The 16,420-nt window shown below is 38.5% G+C and carries 13 protein-coding genes; 7 read left to right on the forward strand and 6 right to left on the reverse strand.

Annotated elements, in window-relative coordinates; translation table 11 throughout:
* Positions 1-23 precede the first annotated feature (23 nt).
* On the forward strand, positions 24-1,124 hold the full coding sequence (locus H6607_06510) for a PD40 domain-containing protein (GenBank protein MCB9262008.1): 1,101 nt from the start codon (positions 24-26) through the stop codon (positions 1,122-1,124).
* Between the two features lie 12 nt (positions 1,125-1,136).
* On the opposite strand, the gene H6607_06515 is transcribed toward H6607_06510, so the two are convergent.
* Positions 1,137-1,529, reverse strand: a complete 393-nt coding sequence (locus tag H6607_06515; protein ID MCB9262009.1) for a DUF4783 domain-containing protein — start codon at positions 1,527-1,529, stop codon at positions 1,137-1,139.
* Between the two features lie 104 nt (positions 1,530-1,633).
* Between H6607_06515 and upp the strand changes: the two genes are divergently transcribed.
* The 4 genes from upp (at position 1,634) to H6607_06535 (ending at position 4,988) form a co-directional block, all read left to right on the forward strand.
* Positions 1,634-2,290, forward strand: coding sequence for a uracil phosphoribosyltransferase (gene upp, locus H6607_06520; protein ID MCB9262010.1), 657 nt, complete (start codon positions 1,634-1,636; stop codon positions 2,288-2,290).
* A gap of 2 nt (positions 2,291-2,292) precedes the next feature.
* Positions 2,293-3,651, forward strand: a complete 1,359-nt coding sequence (locus tag H6607_06525; protein ID MCB9262011.1) for a hypothetical protein — start codon at positions 2,293-2,295, stop codon at positions 3,649-3,651.
* A complete protein-coding gene (locus H6607_06530; protein ID MCB9262012.1) occupies positions 3,651-4,349 on the forward strand; it encodes a noncanonical pyrimidine nucleotidase, YjjG family in 699 nt (232 codons plus the stop codon). The genes H6607_06525 and H6607_06530 overlap by 1 nt, the downstream gene beginning before the upstream one ends.
* Before the next feature lie 63 nt (positions 4,350-4,412).
* Complete coding sequence (locus H6607_06535; GenBank protein MCB9262013.1) at positions 4,413-4,988, forward strand: hypothetical protein; 576 nt, start codon at positions 4,413-4,415, stop codon at positions 4,986-4,988.
* Positions 4,989-5,077: 89 nt separating this feature from the next.
* On the opposite strand, the gene dnaK is transcribed toward H6607_06535, so the two are convergent.
* Together dnaK and H6607_06545 are read right to left on the reverse strand one after the other, a co-directional pair.
* Entirely contained in the window at positions 5,078-6,985 is a 1,908-nt protein-coding gene (gene dnaK, locus H6607_06540; protein ID MCB9262014.1) for a molecular chaperone DnaK, read from the reverse strand.
* 125 nt (positions 6,986-7,110) lie between these two features.
* Positions 7,111-8,157: a hypothetical protein gene (locus H6607_06545; protein ID MCB9262015.1), complete on the reverse strand. Its 1,047-nt coding sequence runs from the start codon at positions 8,155-8,157 to the stop codon at positions 7,111-7,113.
* A 43-nt stretch (positions 8,158-8,200) separates the two neighbouring features.
* Between H6607_06545 and H6607_06550 the strand changes: the two genes are divergently transcribed.
* Both H6607_06550 and panB read left to right on the forward strand, forming a co-directional pair.
* Positions 8,201-9,280 (forward strand): hypothetical protein, encoded by a 1,080-nt coding sequence (locus tag H6607_06550; protein MCB9262016.1) that lies wholly within the window; start codon positions 8,201-8,203, stop codon positions 9,278-9,280.
* 10 nt (positions 9,281-9,290) lie between these two features.
* Positions 9,291-10,103: a 3-methyl-2-oxobutanoate hydroxymethyltransferase gene (gene panB / locus H6607_06555; protein ID MCB9262017.1), complete on the forward strand. Its 813-nt coding sequence runs from the start codon at positions 9,291-9,293 to the stop codon at positions 10,101-10,103.
* Between the two features lie 971 nt (positions 10,104-11,074).
* On the opposite strand, the gene H6607_06560 is transcribed toward panB, so the two are convergent.
* The 3 genes from H6607_06560 to H6607_06570 form a co-directional block, all read right to left on the reverse strand.
* Positions 11,075-11,236, reverse strand: a complete 162-nt coding sequence (locus H6607_06560) for a hypothetical protein (GenBank protein MCB9262018.1) — start codon at positions 11,234-11,236, stop codon at positions 11,075-11,077.
* On the reverse strand, positions 11,215-12,666 hold the full coding sequence (locus H6607_06565; GenBank protein ID MCB9262019.1) for a Fic family protein: 1,452 nt from the start codon (positions 12,664-12,666) through the stop codon (positions 11,215-11,217). Before H6607_06565 ends, H6607_06560 begins: the two co-directional genes overlap by 22 nt.
* A gap of 135 nt (positions 12,667-12,801) precedes the next feature.
* Positions 12,802-16,419 carry a hypothetical protein gene (locus tag H6607_06570; protein ID MCB9262020.1) on the reverse strand — a complete coding sequence of 1,206 codons (3,618 nt, stop codon included), beginning with the start codon at positions 16,417-16,419 and terminating at the stop codon, positions 12,802-12,804.
* Position 16,420: the final 1 nt, after the last annotated feature.

A 16,420-nucleotide genomic window follows, 5' to 3' on the forward strand; every position in this document is an offset into this window, starting at 1 on the left:
TACTTTTGCCGCAAATTTTAGAAATGAAATACCTCATTATAGTACTTTTGGCTGTTTTGGCAGCTTGCTCCATTATAAAAGGTTCGAAGAACCAAACCACAGAAAGCAATACAAATATTGGCAAACCAGATTTGGCCGATAGTGCGGAAAAACATATTAAAAACCTTCATCAGTTAACCTATGGAGGCAACAATGCCGAAGCCTATTTTAGCTTTAATAGTCGGAAAGTGGTGTTTCAAAGCGATTATTCAAAATGGAATGTTCACTGCGACCAAATATTTATGTTTGATATTGCCCAGGCAGAAAAAGACACCACCAACCCACCCATGGTAAGCACCGGCCGAGGTCGTACCACATGCAGCTTTTTTATGCCCGATGGTGGTCATTTTTTGTATGCCAGCACACACTTGGGAGATAGTGCTTGCCCGCCTCCGGCTCCACACATTCCTGGCAAATATTTGTGGCCAATATATCCAGACTTCGACATATTTGTGGCCGACTTAAAAGGAAATATCACGCAACAATTAACCAATGAAAAAGGCTACGATGCCGAAGCCACCGTTAGTCCCAAAGGCGACAAAATTGTATTTACCAGCACCCGCTCAGGCGATTTGGAACTATACACCATGAATATTGACGGCAGCAATGTAAAACAAATTACCCATGAACTTGGCTATGATGGTGGAGCGTTTTTCTCGCCTGATGGAAGCAAATTAGTTTTCAGAGCCTCTCGGCCAAAAACCGCAGAAGAAATAAAAGAATATAAAGATTTTTTGGCTCAAGGCTTGGTGGCTCCTACCAACATGGAAATATATGTATGCAATGTTGATGGCAGCGACCTACGGCAAGTTACTCATTTGGGCAAAGCCAATTGGGCTCCCTACTTTCATCCAAATGGCAAAAAAATCATTTTCAGCAGCAATCATTTTTCTGAAAGAGGCTATGAGTTTCAGTTGTTTATGATAAACGAAGACGGAACCGGACTTGAACAAATAACCACTCAAAGCGAGTTTAACGCCTTCCCAATGTTTTCTTATGATGGACGACGCATCATGTTTTCATCAAACAGAAACAATGGCGGCACGCATGATACCAACGTATTTATTGGCGATTGGGTGGATTGATTTGGGGTAGTCTTATTCAAATTCAATCTCTTGAATTAGATAATTTTCTCCGTTCTTCTTAATGTAAACCGTCACACGGTAGGTTTTGTTGGTTTTAGTTTTAAAATCGCCCACTGCATATCGGCTGCCAGTGGCAGAGTTTCCTTGGTGTACAATTTTGAATGATGCCGGAGCATTTTTTTCAAAAAAACGTTTCAAAATCATCTGAGCTTGTTGTTTGGAATACATGCCTTCGCTCTCGCCCGGCAATTCTAACTCCACACTGCTGCCCAAATATTGAGACAAAGTAGTGGCGTTTCCGCTGGCTATGGCCGATTCTATAACATTAAATACTTCTTGGTTGGGCATAGCCGAAGTCATTATAAACATCACCACCGTGAACAATATTGCCTTAATCGCTTTCATTTTGTAGGTCAAAATTAATTGTTATTTACCTTTCTTGTTTAAAGAGTATAACGTTTTCTTAAATCTGTATAACTTGCAGGCAGAAATCGTACCAAAAACACAATATGTTTATAGTTCAAAATCTGTCGGAGAGCAATTCTATTGTAAATCAAATACTTAAAGAGTTAAGAGATGTTTCTATTCAGCAAGATAGATACCGCTTTAGAAAAAACATTGAGCGTCTGGGTTTTATTGCGGCCTACGAAATTTCAAAAAAATTAGACTATCAAAACACCAAAACCAAAACCCCGTTGGCTTTGGCAAACACAAAAGAACTTATTAAGCAGCCCGTGGTAGCCACCATTCTTAGAGCCGGAATTCCACTACAAACAGGTGTAAATCAATTATTTAATCAGGCAGATTTGGCCTACATTTCGGCCTATAGGCACCACACAGATGAGAAAAACTTTGAGATAAAAGTAGAATATTTGGCCTGTCCAGATATAGAAAACCGTACCCTCATATTAACCGACCCCATGCTTGCCACGGGTCAATCGCTTGTGTTGTGTTATGAACAATTTATAAAACACGGCACTCCAAAAGAAGTACATTTGGTATCGGTTATTGGTAGCACTCAGGGTGTTGAGTATGTTTCTAAACACATACCCAACAGCACGTTGTGGATAGGTTGCATTGATGATGATTTAAACGAACAAGGCTATATTGTGCCTGGTTTGGGCGATGCCGGAGACCTTAGTTTTGGCGTAAAAATTCAAAAATAGTTTTGGGTTTATTTTCTAAAATACTTTTTTCAATAACACTTATTGTGGGCATTGGTGGCCGATTTTATGGCGGCTACGTCAATTATAAATCGAATGACGACCATGTGGAAGTTGTGCAACGCATTATTAACGGAGAATCTATCAACCGCTACGATTGCTGGGAGTGTTTTCAACCCGGTTTGATGTATAATATACATGCTGGTATAGCAAAATTGTTTGGCCACAGCAATCGAGGTTGGATAAATGCTCAATTGCAGTGGCAAAATGTTTTCTTCTCTTTGCTCGGACTTTTTATTTTGTTTGTGTGGCTGAAAAACAAAAATATCTCGCCACACTTCTCGCTACTTATCATGTCCTTTTGGCTGGTCAATCCTGCATTTTTTGGCATCAGTTTTCAAGCTACCAATGATTTGCTCATTATCGTCATTGGCATGGCCATCGTCTTTTTTGTTGAACAATATTATCATCAAAAAAAAATATTCTCGGCACTTTGTGCCTTATTGCTGGCCGTGCTTGCGGCCTATATTAAAGGGTTGGGCATTGCTCTTCTACTTTTAACCTTTGCTGTGGTTTTATTTTTAATTTTTCAATCAAGAATAAGAAGCCATTTTGGCCTTCTTGTTCCAATGATTCTGGGCGTTTACCTATTGAGCTTTCATTCAAAGTATCACGAACACTATCGGGTTTATGGCAATCCATTCGTTACCAATATAGAAAAACCAAATCCTCCACCGTTTCGAGAACCTGATTATAAAGACACCCACCGACCAGGCATAAACTCAATAGAAACGGGGTTTTTACGACTTCCACTAAAAAACTTTCTCGAAAAACCTTATAACATTAATTCACCAAAGGATTATCCCATTCATCGTACCTCGTTTTGGTTGCAGATGTATGGTTCGTTTTACCACTCCATGTTTTCTATGCATCCTGGCACTTGGCAAAGCAAACAACCAGATATGCTCCATTTAGTAAGGGCAACCTTTGTGTTGGGCATTGTTCCGCTTTTACTATTTGTTTGGGGCTTGCTTCTATCAATCAAAAAAGTGTTTAAGCAGTTTTTTACTACTACTGAAAATAGGTTTGCTTGGGGGGAAATTATTCATGCAGTATTTTGTCTTGGTATGTTAGTATTTAGCATTCAATATGCCATTACCTATCGAGATTATGGCTGCATCAAAGCCATTTTCTTACTTCCCGCATTGCTGTCGTTTACATGGTTTTTTATGGTCGGTTTGCAACAAATAACTCGTCCAAAATGGCAAAAAACTTTGTTTTATACGCTTTCAGCCATAGTCTTGTTGTGCTGCATTAACATTGTCTTTTTATTAAAAACACTTTCAAAATTTTATTTTGCCTGATGACGAATAAATACAAACATATTTTTTTCGACCTCGACCACACACTCTGGGATTTTGAAACCAATAGTCGAATAACGCTCGAAAAATTATTTGACGAACATCGTCTCAATAACTTTGGCGTTCCTGATTTTCAAACCTTTATTGAACACTATGAAAAAACAAATGAGCAACTTTGGGAACAGTATCGAAAAGGTGAGATTGACAAAACCACGATACGAAATGAACGATTTCCAACTGTTTTAAGAGAGTGGAACATTGACAGCAGACCATTGTGCAATCTATTAAGCGAACAATATTTAGATCAAAGTCCCAAACAAGGAAACCTTATGCCTAACGCCTTGACCGCATTGAACTATCTATCGGAAAAATATACCATCCACCTCATTACCAATGGTTTTAAAGAAGTGCAACACACCAAATTACTGCACTCTGGACTTCACAACCGATTTGACACAATTACCACCTCCGAAGAAGTGGGATTTTTAAAACCAGACAAACGAGTATTTCATCATGCCCTACGATTGGCCAATGCCCACCAAAACAATAGCATTTATGTTGGCGACCATATTGAAACTGATGTGCTCGGTGGCAAAAACGCCGGAATGGACACCGTATTTTTTAACCCCCAAAATGCCGCCCATCCAAAAATTGCCACATTTGAAATTCTTGATTTGGCAGAGTTGATGGAGGTTTTGTAGGGTGGTACTTTTTATTTTTGTGCTGCAAGGATATATTTGTTAAAAATGCTAATTGTTAAGAAAATGACATTATTTGATAGATTTAGAATTAAAAAACAAATAGGAAGTAACAAAAAGACACGATCTATTTTTTACCATGAAGACGATTTCAGACAAGTTGAAGTGATTCCAATCGAAAATCTATCACTTCTTGAAGCTGAATCTATTGAAGATAACAACCTGATCAATAAGGAATTAAACCGTTCGTACGGGAATGCATCTTATGTATTAAACAAAATAGGATTGAATCATAGGAAAATAAAACCTAATGACATTGAAAATATGCTTAGTGTACTTGAATTGGAAAAAATTTCTAAAGTTTATACAGGTTATGGACAGACCTACCGTGTAATGCGTGAGAATTGTGTTGCATTCGGCAAAGGTTATAGTGCCGTATTTTATGATTTTACGGACAATGTAGTTGAACACATTTGGTTCACAAATCACTGGAGTATTAACAAAGAATTACTCACTAAAACACTTTATAAAATAGGCACAAAATGGGATTTATTGCTTCAAGATTGGCAATTAACAATTACTGTTGATCTACGAGACAAAAACGCTTTGGAGAAGTACTTGAAAACTTATGATGAATCATAAATTCAGCAAATCACTATCGGTAGAATTCCCATCAAAAAAAAAGCCGAGAACATTCATTCCCGGCTGTATAAAAGGGTGTTTTTAAAAAATTACTTTACCTCTTCGAAGTCAACGTCTTCAACGTTTTCGGTTGAGCCATCGTTGGTGGCATTTTCCGCTCCACCGTTTGCGGCATCGCCGCCGGTTTGTTGCTGTGCGTTATACAAATCTTGTGAAGCTGCCTCCCAGGCTTTATTTAATGTTTCCATCAATCCGTCCAAGCTGTCACCGTCTTTTGCTTCCACGGCCTTTTTCAATGCGTCTTTTGCATCTTCAATAGCCTTGCGTTTGTCTTCCGGAATTTTATCTCCGTATTCTTTGATTTGCTTTTCGGTGGTAAACACTAACGTATCGGCCTGATTGATTTTCTCAATCGATTCTTTCGCCTTTTTATCAGCTTCGGCATTGGCTTCCGCCTCTTTTTTCATTCTTTCGATTTCGGCATCGCTCAAACCGCTTGAGGCCTCAATTCGTATTTTTTGTTCTTTGCCTGTTCCTTGGTCTTTTGCACTTACGTTTAAAATACCGTTGGCATCAATGTCAAAAGTAACCTCAATTTTAGGCACTCCTCTTGGAGCCGGAGGCAAATCGCTCAAATGAAAACGACCAATGGTTTTATTGTCTTTAGCCATAGATCGCTCGCCTTGCAACACATGTATTTCTACCGAAGGTTGATTGTCGGAAGCGGTAGAAAACACTTCCGATTTTTTTGTAGGAATGGTCGTGTTGGACTCAATTAGGCGAGTAAAAACGCCTCCCATAGTCTCAATACCTAATGAAAGTGGTGTTACATCTAATAACAATACATCTTTTACCTCACCTGTCAAAACTCCGCCTTGAATGGCTGCTCCAATGGCCACCACCTCATCCGGATTAACTCCTTTTGAAGGTTTTTTGCCAAAGAATTTTTCTACTTCATCTTGTATGCGAGGAATACGCGTTGAACCTCCTACCAAAATCACTTCATCAATGTCGCTGTTGCTCAATCCGGCATCTTTCATAGCTTGTCGGCAGGGCTCCAAACTTCTTTTTATCAAATCATCGGCAAGTTGTTCAAACTTTGCTCTCGACAATTTGCGAACCAAGTGTTTTGGCACACCATCCACCGGCATAATGTATGGGAGATTAATCTCTGTTTCGGTGCTGCTCGAAAGTTCAATTTTTGCTTTTTCGGCAGCTTCTTTCAACCGTTGCAATGCCATTGGGTCTTTTCTAAGGTCGATATTTTCATCGCTCAAAAACTCTGCTGCCAACCAGTCGATAATAACTTGGTCGAAATCATCTCCACCCAAATGAGTATCGCCGTTGGTTGATTTTACTTCAAACACGCCATCGCCAAGTTCAAGAATAGAAATATCGAATGTGCCACCGCCCAAGTCAAAAACGGCAATGGTCATGTCTTTATCTCTTTTATCAAGCCCGTAGGCCAATGCAGCCGCTGTAGGCTCGTTTACGATTCTTTCAACTTTCAATCCAGCAATTTCGCCAGCTTCTTTTGTAGCTTGTCGTTGTGCATCGTTAAAATATGCCGGAACGGTAATAACCGCACGACTAACCTCTGTACCCAAATAATCCTCCGCCGTTTTTTTCATTTTTTGTAAAACGATGGCCGAAATTTCTTGAGGTGTGTATTTCCTATCTCCAATTTCTACTCGAGGAGTGTCATTGTCGCCTTTCACCACTTTATAAGAAACATGCGATGCTTCGGTAGTTACTTCGCTGTATCGCATACCCATAAACCGTTTGATAGACATAACGGTGTTTTGCGGATTAGTGATGGCTTGTCTTTTTGCGGGGTCTCCCACTTTGCGTTCGCCATTGCCATTATCCAAAAAACCAACGATAGAAGGAGTTGTTCTGCGTCCTTCGCTGTTTGGAATAACAACCGGCTCGTTGCCTTCCATAACGGCAACACATGAATTTGTTGTTCCTAAATCTATACCAATTACTTTGCTCATAATATAGCCTCTTTTTTTTAATTGGGGCTAAGGCAATTGAAGTGCCAAGCATTATTTTTTTTTTGAAATGACCAAAATTGACCGATTTAGAAGTTCAAATTTGGCAAAAAGGTGACAAATAGTCACTAAGGGGTGACAAAGTTAAGCTTTTCGGTACGCGGAGAGTTGGCCAAAGAAGAATGTGTTGCCCCAGTCAGTTCGATATGGTCGTATGCTTTTATGTGAACTGAAGAGAAAACACCCAATCCATTGGAAATATTGGTAAACTCCGGTTTCTTCTGCACAATACCTATGCTGGGTTTATTTACTTGAACATACGTATAAATGTCTTCGCCGGAGGCATAAAAATACATTCCCACATCTATTGCCTGACGCTCGTAGCCTGGTTTTTCGGGCAAAACCGTTGCCAAGAAATCGTAAAACACATAGCTCTTTTGCGGGTAGATTTGCTGTTCGTATCCACGAAGTCGAATGGTTTCTTTTCCTTTAAAAATAGTCCAACTCACGCTGTCCACCACAGCTTTATTGGGTTCACCAGCGGGGTATTCTTTATACCTAAATCGAAGTTCGCAATCATACATTTTAGCTTGCGATGCCTCCCGATAGTTGATAAACAAAAAGCGAGAAGTATCATCTTCAATGCTCAGTTTTGTGGTTCTATCGCTAACCGGAGAGAAAACTTCAGTAAGTCCAACTGTATTTGCCTTTGACTCGTAGGTTTTACCGCTTTTATTATTGGTAATGACAAGTTTATAGTTGTATAATGCCGCAAAACTGGATGCTTTTATCGGAAAATTGGTTCGGTAAAGTACATTGGGCGAGTTGGCAAAAAGACCGGAATCTTTTGGAAGGCCAATTGTATCACCAATCACCTTTTCGAGGGTTATAACATTCGTTTCCGCTCCATCTTTAAACTCCACCATTTTTACCGTTAAATCTTCAAACTGGAGGCTATCAGAAACACCGGCATAGCTCAAAGCATTGCCTTGTTCGTTGAGGTAAACCTTATTAATTCGTATGTAATTGTATGTTGCTGATGGATTAAGCAGCCCATACACCACCGGAATTTCTTTCCAATCGGCCGTTACATCCAATGTATTGTTGCATCCACCGAAAAAAGCCGCCAACAATAAGGCTACCCAACCAATCCTATTATTTATTTGTATGTGCATTAAATCAATTACTTTAGCTTTGCACCCAAAGCATTCGACAAAAATGAAATATTTAAAACTGATATTGCTGTTATTGTTGTCAAATTTTACGAACGGTCAAAACAAAGAACGCGTTTTAGCCGATTTCTCTACGGTAGTAGTGTTTGACAACTTTTCTACCGGTGCCAACCGATGGGAACAAAAAAATACCGAAAGCGAACAATTCATTATTTCCGAAAATAAATACAGCATTTCTCGACTTAAACCGGATTACTTTTCGGTGGCTTTGGCCAAAGATATTGGAGAATATTCTGACTTTGAATTGGTAACAAAAATTGAGGCCGAAAAGGTAAAATCAAACAAAAACGCTGGGGGTGGCGTAATTATTAAAGCTCAAAAAGATGGCAGCGGTGCGTTGATTATTGAAATAAACGCAAAAAAACAGTATCGAATCAAATTGCTAAAAAACGGTGTCTTCACTCCCCTATTTCATACAAAAAATGGTGGCTGGGAAAAATCTAAACACCTAAAAAAAGGTGAAAATGAGTTGAAAATAAGAACAAAAGGCAATGAGTTTGATATTTATTTTAACGGGAAATTTGAACGCTCATTTATCGAAACATCTTTTGCAAAAGGTAGGCAAGGATTTTATGTAAACGGAAACAGTCGTATTAAAGCAGGATTGTTTTTGCTGAAGGCCAACGAAATTTCAGAATTAAAACAAAATCCGATAGACTCAAAAACAACTGGAAATGACCAAACTTATACTGAATTGGTTAAGGTTTTTAAAGACAAAATTGACAAACAAAACCAAGAAATAGAACGTCTGACCGAAGAATTAAATATTTGCAAAACCAACTTGACTATAGACACAACCTCGGCCAGCAAAGTGAAGGAACTAAACAAAGACAATGTTGAGTTGAAAAGCAAAGTGGCTCAACTGGAAACCGAATTGCAACAAGCCCAAAAGCGTTTGACCTATTTGGAATCAATGAAAGAAGATATTGAAAAGCAAACAGATGGCGATTTGGTGCTGAGTTTGACCGAATTACTTTCGAAGGAAAAAGAAAAAAATAAAGCACTCAAGGCCGAAAATGATGCTCTAAAAAAAGAGGTTGGCGAACTGCGTCGACGCGGAAATTAACAATACATAAATGTCAAAATCGGAATACAAAAAAGTTACTACCCTCGCTTTGCTCGACATGAAAATGCAAGGCGAAAAAATAAGTATGCTGACAGCCTACGACTACTCATTTGCCAAAATTATTGATGATGCAGGCATTGACGTTATTTTGGTAGGCGACTCAGCCAGCAACGTGATGGCTGGCCATATATCTACCTTGCCCATCACTTTGGATCAAATGATATACCATGCTCAATCGGTTATTCGGGCGGTGGACCGAGCGTTGGTAGTTGTCGATTTGCCGTTTGGTTCTTATCAAGGCGATAGCAAAGAGGCTCTAAAAAGTGCCATTAGAATAATGAAAGAGGCAGGTGCCCATGCCATAAAATTAGAGGGTGGAGTGGAAGTTATCGAATCTGTAAAACGGATTTTGTCTGCCGGAATTCCCGTAATGGGTCATTTGGGATTAACCCCTCAAAGCATCTTTAAATTTGGCACATACTCCGTGCGAGCCAAAGAAGAAGCAGAGGCAAAAAAATTAATGGAAGATGCCCTATTGCTGGAAGATGCGGGTTGTTTTGGGATTGTGTTAGAAAAAATTCCGGCCAAGTTGGCAACAGAGGTTACCAAAAATATCAACATTCCAATAATTGGTATTGGTGCAGGTGGCGGAGTTGATGGACAGGTGTTGGTTTTGCATGACTTATTGGGAATAACGCACGAATTTCATCCTCGCTTTTTGAGAAGATATTTAGAACTGTATGACACGGTAAAAGATGCCGTTGGCCACTACATTTCGGATGTTAAAAGCAAAGATTTCCCGAACGAAGAAGAGCAGTATTGACGCTTACCCATTGCGGCTGAGAAAAATCTCTTTCCATTTCAAACCGCTATTTTTTTCAGATTTGAATATCTGACGATTAAATGTCGGACTCCTATTAAGAATGATATTCTCAACGGTTTTGGACTTTGCGTTCGGGTCATCCCGATAGCTATTGGGATCGGAACACAAAGTTACAATATATTATTAAAGTTTAATAGAAGCACAAAACGTCATCCCGATAGCTATCGGGATGACGTAATTTATTGCTTTTATGTTTTGTATTCTCATGTTCTACCCCATGTTAATTGCCGCGTAGAAATTATTTGCCTTGGAGAGCTTATATATACCAATAAGCAACATCGAAATAAAAAGAAGATGCCAAAAAATAAAATATACAACACCCCAAAATTTCGAATGAATTGATTTATAAGTAACAACCTTTCTTAAATTTTGATAGTTTTTCTTTGGGGGTTTGCCATAACCCAATGATATGAATAAAGGAAGCAAAAGAAATAAAACACCCTTCACAATTGGTGCTAAAGAGACATCATGATGGTCGTAATAATTTTTTAAGTCTTGTGGTCTTAAAGCAAGCATAATAAAGAACATAAAGACTATTACACCACACATGGATTTATAATTGGAAAGTACCTCCAACCTCTTCTGTGACCTTTTTTTGTTTAAAAAAGCCCTTAACAAGCTGTAGTGAAGAATAGGTATTAATTTTATATTCTTAAACATATTTATCTATCTTATAGGATATTGTAGTAGGTTGACCCGAGGCACATACTCTGTGTTATCTCTTTGCCTAGTCATAATTCGATCAATTACCTCCTGATCTTCAGCACTAGGTGACTTATACTCAATATCATTTGTTGCCATATAAATATCTCCCGCTATCTCTGCGATTGTCACAACCGTAAGTACTGTCAAACCAACCGGATTACTCACAACTACCAAATAGGTACCAACAACATATCCCGCGGTTTTCATTACCTCCCATGTTCCCTTTTCCACTTTCCTTGGCTGGTGTGAGCTTCCTGCACATGTCCGCCCACGGAGGAAGCTCGCACCAGAGTGGGATTTAACCAATGAAGCCGCCATTTTGCCAAACTGCTGTTGGGTGCAGTTTTTAATTCAAGGCTTCTTTGCATTGTTCTATTTCAATTATTTTCAAATGGTCAGAGTATTTTGTTAATGTTGCTCTGTCTGCAAGTCCAAGTTCATTAGTTATTAATTCTTCTAAACGATACAAAACGCTTTTTCCATACCTATATTTCATTGGGTCGCTGTCGTAAAGTTTATTGATTTCATTAGCCCTTTCTTGTGGGTCATTAATCTTTCCATACTTTCCGTATTCAGAATATGCTATTCTTAGTTTTGATTTTGAAATTTCACTTGTTTCTATTGTAGCTTGCTCAATTAATTCTTTTGCTTTGTCAATTGAAATTTGGTTATACAAACAGTTAATATGTCTCTCGTTTAAAAAATAGCTTTCAATGTCATAGTGCTTCGTAATCAGAACAGTTGTAATTCCGTCAATCTGATAGTTTCTAAGTTGTTTTTCAATTATTTGCTTTAATTGCTGTGGATTGTCATTGTCTCTGTCACGATGTATTAAGATATGCTTCAAATTAGCTGACTTTGATGTAAGCTTTTTAGCAAAGAAGATAGCAGAAGCTAGGTTGTCTTTACCATCGTATGATTCAACTTTTGCTTTTGAAATATCAATGCCGTGAATTTCAAGAAGATTCTCAATCATTTTTGTATTCCCATCTTCTGTTAACACTAAAAATGTTTTATTGAAATCTAGGTCTTCTAATTCCTTTGCTATTGATAAATATTGATTTAATTTTTCAATTATCAGAGACCCAAAAAAATCGATTAGGGGCTCTATGTTACTGCTATCAGCCAAAACAAGACTTTCATAGTATTGCTTTCTTTTCTCGTTAGGGATTGAAATGGGGAAAAGTCCGTGTTTTAATAGGATTAGATTGAGAATAAGTCTTGATATCCTACCATTTCCATCTAAAAATGGGTGTATAGAAACAACTTTATAATGAAAAAGTATGGCGGTTACAACTGGTGAAATTTCTGAATCAATTAATGTTGAGTAATACCAATCAAATGTTTCTTCTAATTGCCCAAGAATGTTTTTGAAATCATAAACAATTTTCTTACCGTCTGGATGAACTATAAAGACATCGACTTTTCTAAATTCACCATCATTCATTAGAATTTCTTGAAGAAGAATTAAATCTAATAATGAAAAGTGTTCATCTACCAAATCAAACAGGAAACTTATCGAGGCATAGCTTTTTCCTAGACTTAAATATTTGTTTTTCTTTTCAGTGTAGTCAGTTGATAGTTTTGGGTCTCTCTGCGTTAAATATGCGAGTTCTAATCCTAGTTGTTCACGAATTTCGGGGTTCAACGAATTTAAGTGAGAGTCACTTCCAAGAATAAAAGACTCTTGAGCTATTTTCAAAAGTGTTGACTTTTCTTGTCCAAGTGCATTGACTTTGTTTCTTAGATTTTCAATATCTTGAACAATACTTTTTTTACTTAGTTCTTTTTCAGTCATTGTCGTCTTTTAAAATTGCAGCCAACGTTAGTATATGCGAACCTCTATTACGCATATTTTCCATATCATAGAAACAAAGTACTTGTCGTTATCGATTCATTTTCCATTTCGTTTACCAAAAATAGGGTAAATTTTTTAATCTTGCTTATCTTCTCCCAACGGCCACTCCAAACAAAAGGTTGTGCCTTTGTCCACCTCGGTTTCAAACCATATTCGGCCATTGGCGGCTTCAATCATTTTACGGGTAATGGCCAAGCCTAAGCCCATACCGCTGTTTTTGGTACTAAAATTAGGTACAAATATTTTGGCTCGGTTTTCGGGCGAAATGCCTTTTCCGTTGTCTTTTATCGAAACCAAAACCTTTCCGCCCTTTAGCTCTAAGTTGATGGATATTAAACCTTTGCGGTCTTCAGGAATGGCTTGCGTGGCATTTTTAATCACATTGTTAAAAGCCCTCCCAATTTGCTCTTTATCGGCAAATACAATGGCTTCGGGCATATCGGTTTTGTATCGGAATTCGATGTTTTCGCTTCGCTCAAAAAGCACAATGGTGTTAAGCAGGGTTTGAGTAAGGTTGCAATTTTCAAAATTGTTTACAGGCATTTGGGCAAACGACGAAAACTCGGTGGCCAATGTAGAAAGGCTGTCTATTTGTTCTATCAACACATTGGTTACCCGCTTAAACGTGTCTTCCAACCGTTCGTTTTTGTCGGCCCAGGCTCGTTGCAAATGCTGTATGTTTAGTTTCATGGGGGTCAACGGGTTTTTTATTTCGTGAGCCACTTGCCGTGCCATCTCTTTCCAAGCTCCTTCTCGCTCGCTTTCGCTTAGTTTTTGGGCACTATCGCCCAGTTGCAACACCATTTTGTTGTATTGTTTTACCAATCGGCCAATTTCATCATTTTGTTTCCACTCAATCAATTCGTTGGTTTCGAGGTCGGTTTTTGACATTTTTTCGCGAATAATTTGCAACGGTTTGCTAATGCGTTGCGACACAAAATAGGCCATGGCCACCGCTAACAACATCAACAGCAGATAAAGGTTTACAAGCGTGAGGGTATAGTTGGATATTTCGCTGCTATACTCTTCGTTTTGAGCATAATACGGCAGATTCAAATAGGCTATTACCTTTCTGCTCGAATTGACCAACGGCAGATAGGCCGACGTGATTACTTGATTTCGAATTCGTTCTTCATGAATGAGTTGGGAGTTTTTTTCTTGTCTCAAAACGCGGTTTGCCTCGGGGTGCATAAGTGGTGCAACCACACCGGAATTGTAGATTTCGTCGATGCTTGAAGCCAATAGCTTTCCGGAGCTGTCAAACAACGAAACATCTACTTTGTAAACATCAGCGGCCTCGTTTACCAAAAATTGCCTTGACTCGGCATTTTCCAATTTTTTTGAGAAACTTACCTCGTTTTGAAGTTTGTTGGCAACCTCCCTAATTTTTATGAGCAGCTCACTTTTCGATTTGTTTTGGTTGTTGAATTTTACAAACTGAACGGTTGCATACACAGAAAATAAAATACCAACAAATACCAAAATAACCATAGAGAGCCTTATTCGGGTACTCAAATAAACTTGTTCCAATCCAAAATATTCGAGCATTTGCTTTCTGCTTTCCGAGATATTTTTTTTCAGTCCGGGTCTAAATCCGGATATTAAATCAATTAAAAACCAACCGCCAAACCACACTATTCCAAACACGGTAAGTGTGGCCAAAAAGAAAGAAAACGAAAAACTAAAGGTGCTGATATACGATTTGAGGTCGTAATTGGGGTGGCTCAAAACCACCACCGAATTTTCTTGTTTGATAACGTTGTGATGAAAGCCGGATTTATCAAAAATAGTTTTTGGACTTGCAAAATTGGAGCTATCAAAATACAACTGATAAGGGTATGAACCATGTTGATTGAGCAATCGGTTGTTTACAAAAAGGGCATACGAATAGTGGTCGAGGCTAAAAACTCTTCTTTCCTTTTTTTGATGCATCAAGTCGGGATATTGATAGAAGCCCTGAAAGAATTTAGGCTCCAATAAAATAAAAATGTTTCCATGATGGCCGGTAATGTCACACAATTCAAATTTGGCCAAATAACCATTAAAAATGCGGTCGCTTCGCACTTGATAAAAATGATGGCTGAGTGTTGGAAACGAGCCTTCATTGTATATTTGATCGAGGTACTCTTGGGTATAGAGGGTGGTAGAATTAATATTATTTCCCACCGAGTCGAAACTCAAAATGTGCATGTTGTACCTATCCAAATATCCGGAGAAATACAGCTTTCTGAGCTTTTTCTCAAACTCCTCTTTGTTGCTGTTAAAATCACTAAAATCAGCCGGCTCTAAAAATCGAAGTGCCAAACTGGTCTCCATTTTTTTGAATAAATACTCGGCTTCTAAATCTTTGTTTGACGTGAGTTTGCTGGCAAAGAGTTGTATGCCTTCAAGCTCTCTTTTTTCAACATTCGTTAAAAGGGTAATGCAGAAAAAAATGCTGAACAATAGGGTGTAAATAAAATATTTGTAGATGGGTAAAAGAGCCTTTTTTAGTGTGCCAAGCCAATAAAAAACAAGCAGCACTATTAAAACAAAAATGGAGGAAACCAAAAGGCTATCAATATCACGTTTGCCATCAATTATTTGAAACGATAAGAATAAGATTAGGGCAGCAAGAATAGACTGAACCAATTTTTTCCGAGCTACGGATTGTTGTGTTTTTTGATTAAAAACCAAAGACAGAAGGCCAAATAAAAGCCAAAACATTGCCGCCACCATCGAAACGACCAAAACCGAAAAAATATCGATAGTTCTTAAATTGGTTATATCAAATGAAATGCTTGAATTTTTGATTAAACTGGCTACCAGAGATTCAATTAAATCCGCTCCGAAAAAAGAAACCAAAAAGGCAAAAACGAGCGATACGAATTTCCATTTGGTGGCAATCTGCCATTTGGGGCGGAGATGAAAGATGGCCAATAGCACAATAAATGCCACCACAATGTGCAACAATAAATCACCTAAAGAAGGCATTAGGTCGGAGCTGGCAAATATGGACGGCGAAAAAAGTGGGATATTGCCTAACCCCAACTCAAAAGCATTTTTTAGTACAAAAATGCGGAGTAGTATCGCCGAAACGACCGTTGCAATAGAACCCCACGCCCATTTTCTGAAAGCCAATAAAGAGGCAATGGTTAACAAACCAAATGCTATTAAAATGAAATATCCCTTTCGGGTTTCGTGTAGTGTGGAATCGTAAAAATGCAAAAATGCCTGCCCTTTCAAAAGTGCAAATTCTGAGGTGTCGGTTTTTATTTCAAACTCCTGATTTTGAAGTGGGGTTATTCTGTTTTGTGCCTCAAATTGCCCCAGTTCGATTCGGGTAAGTTTGCGGGTGCAGAGGGTGTTTTCAGTAACGGGTATTACCAAATCCCAACCGCCGTTGTGCTGATAAAGCGTGGGTTTTGATAGATGAAAAAGGGATGAGTCTGGAAGCCAATCATTTGAAGTCCAGTTGGTTAGCAGTCCATTCTGTTGTTCAAACACTCGCCAGTGCCACGGCAGATCAGATTTCTTTTTAACGATTTCGGGTGCTTCTTTTATTACTTCCAGCAAAAACTCGTTTGTCTTTTCGGTAAGACTTAACTGTTTTTTATGCAATTGGTCATGATCAACCACCGACCGACCTTTTGGCCATAATATCAGCAGTACCGATATAAGAATGCAAAGCGATATGCCAACTTTTCGAGCCAAT

The organism is Flavobacteriales bacterium (assembly GCA_020635395.1).
Lineage (GTDB): Bacteria > Bacteroidota > Bacteroidia > NS11-12g > UBA9320 > UBA987.

Bases quoted from the DNA above. Each gene is read 5' to 3' on its own strand.
- dnaK (MCB9262014.1), bottom strand. From the start codon at position 6,985: ATGAGCAAAGTAATTGGTATAGATTTAGGAACAACAAATTCATGTGTT.
- upp (MCB9262010.1), top strand. From the start codon at position 1,634: ATGTTTATAGTTCAAAATCTGTCGGAGAGCAATTCTATTGTAAATCAA.
- H6607_06565 (MCB9262019.1), bottom strand. From the start codon at position 12,666: ATGACTGAAAAAGAACTAAGTAAAAAAAGTATTGTTCAAGATATTGAA.
- H6607_06530 (MCB9262012.1), top strand. From the start codon at position 3,651: ATGACGAATAAATACAAACATATTTTTTTCGACCTCGACCACACACTC.
- H6607_06515 (MCB9262009.1), bottom strand. From the start codon at position 1,529: ATGAAAGCGATTAAGGCAATATTGTTCACGGTGGTGATGTTTATAATG.
- H6607_06545 (MCB9262015.1), bottom strand. From the start codon at position 8,157: ATGCACATACAAATAAATAATAGGATTGGTTGGGTAGCCTTATTGTTG.
- H6607_06510 (MCB9262008.1), top strand. From the start codon at position 24: ATGAAATACCTCATTATAGTACTTTTGGCTGTTTTGGCAGCTTGCTCC.
- panB (MCB9262017.1), top strand. From the start codon at position 9,291: ATGTCAAAATCGGAATACAAAAAAGTTACTACCCTCGCTTTGCTCGAC.
- H6607_06550 (MCB9262016.1), top strand. From the start codon at position 8,201: ATGAAATATTTAAAACTGATATTGCTGTTATTGTTGTCAAATTTTACG.
- H6607_06560 (MCB9262018.1), bottom strand. From the start codon at position 11,236: ATGCAAAGAAGCCTTGAATTAAAAACTGCACCCAACAGCAGTTTGGCA.
- H6607_06535 (MCB9262013.1), top strand. From the start codon at position 4,413: ATGACATTATTTGATAGATTTAGAATTAAAAAACAAATAGGAAGTAAC.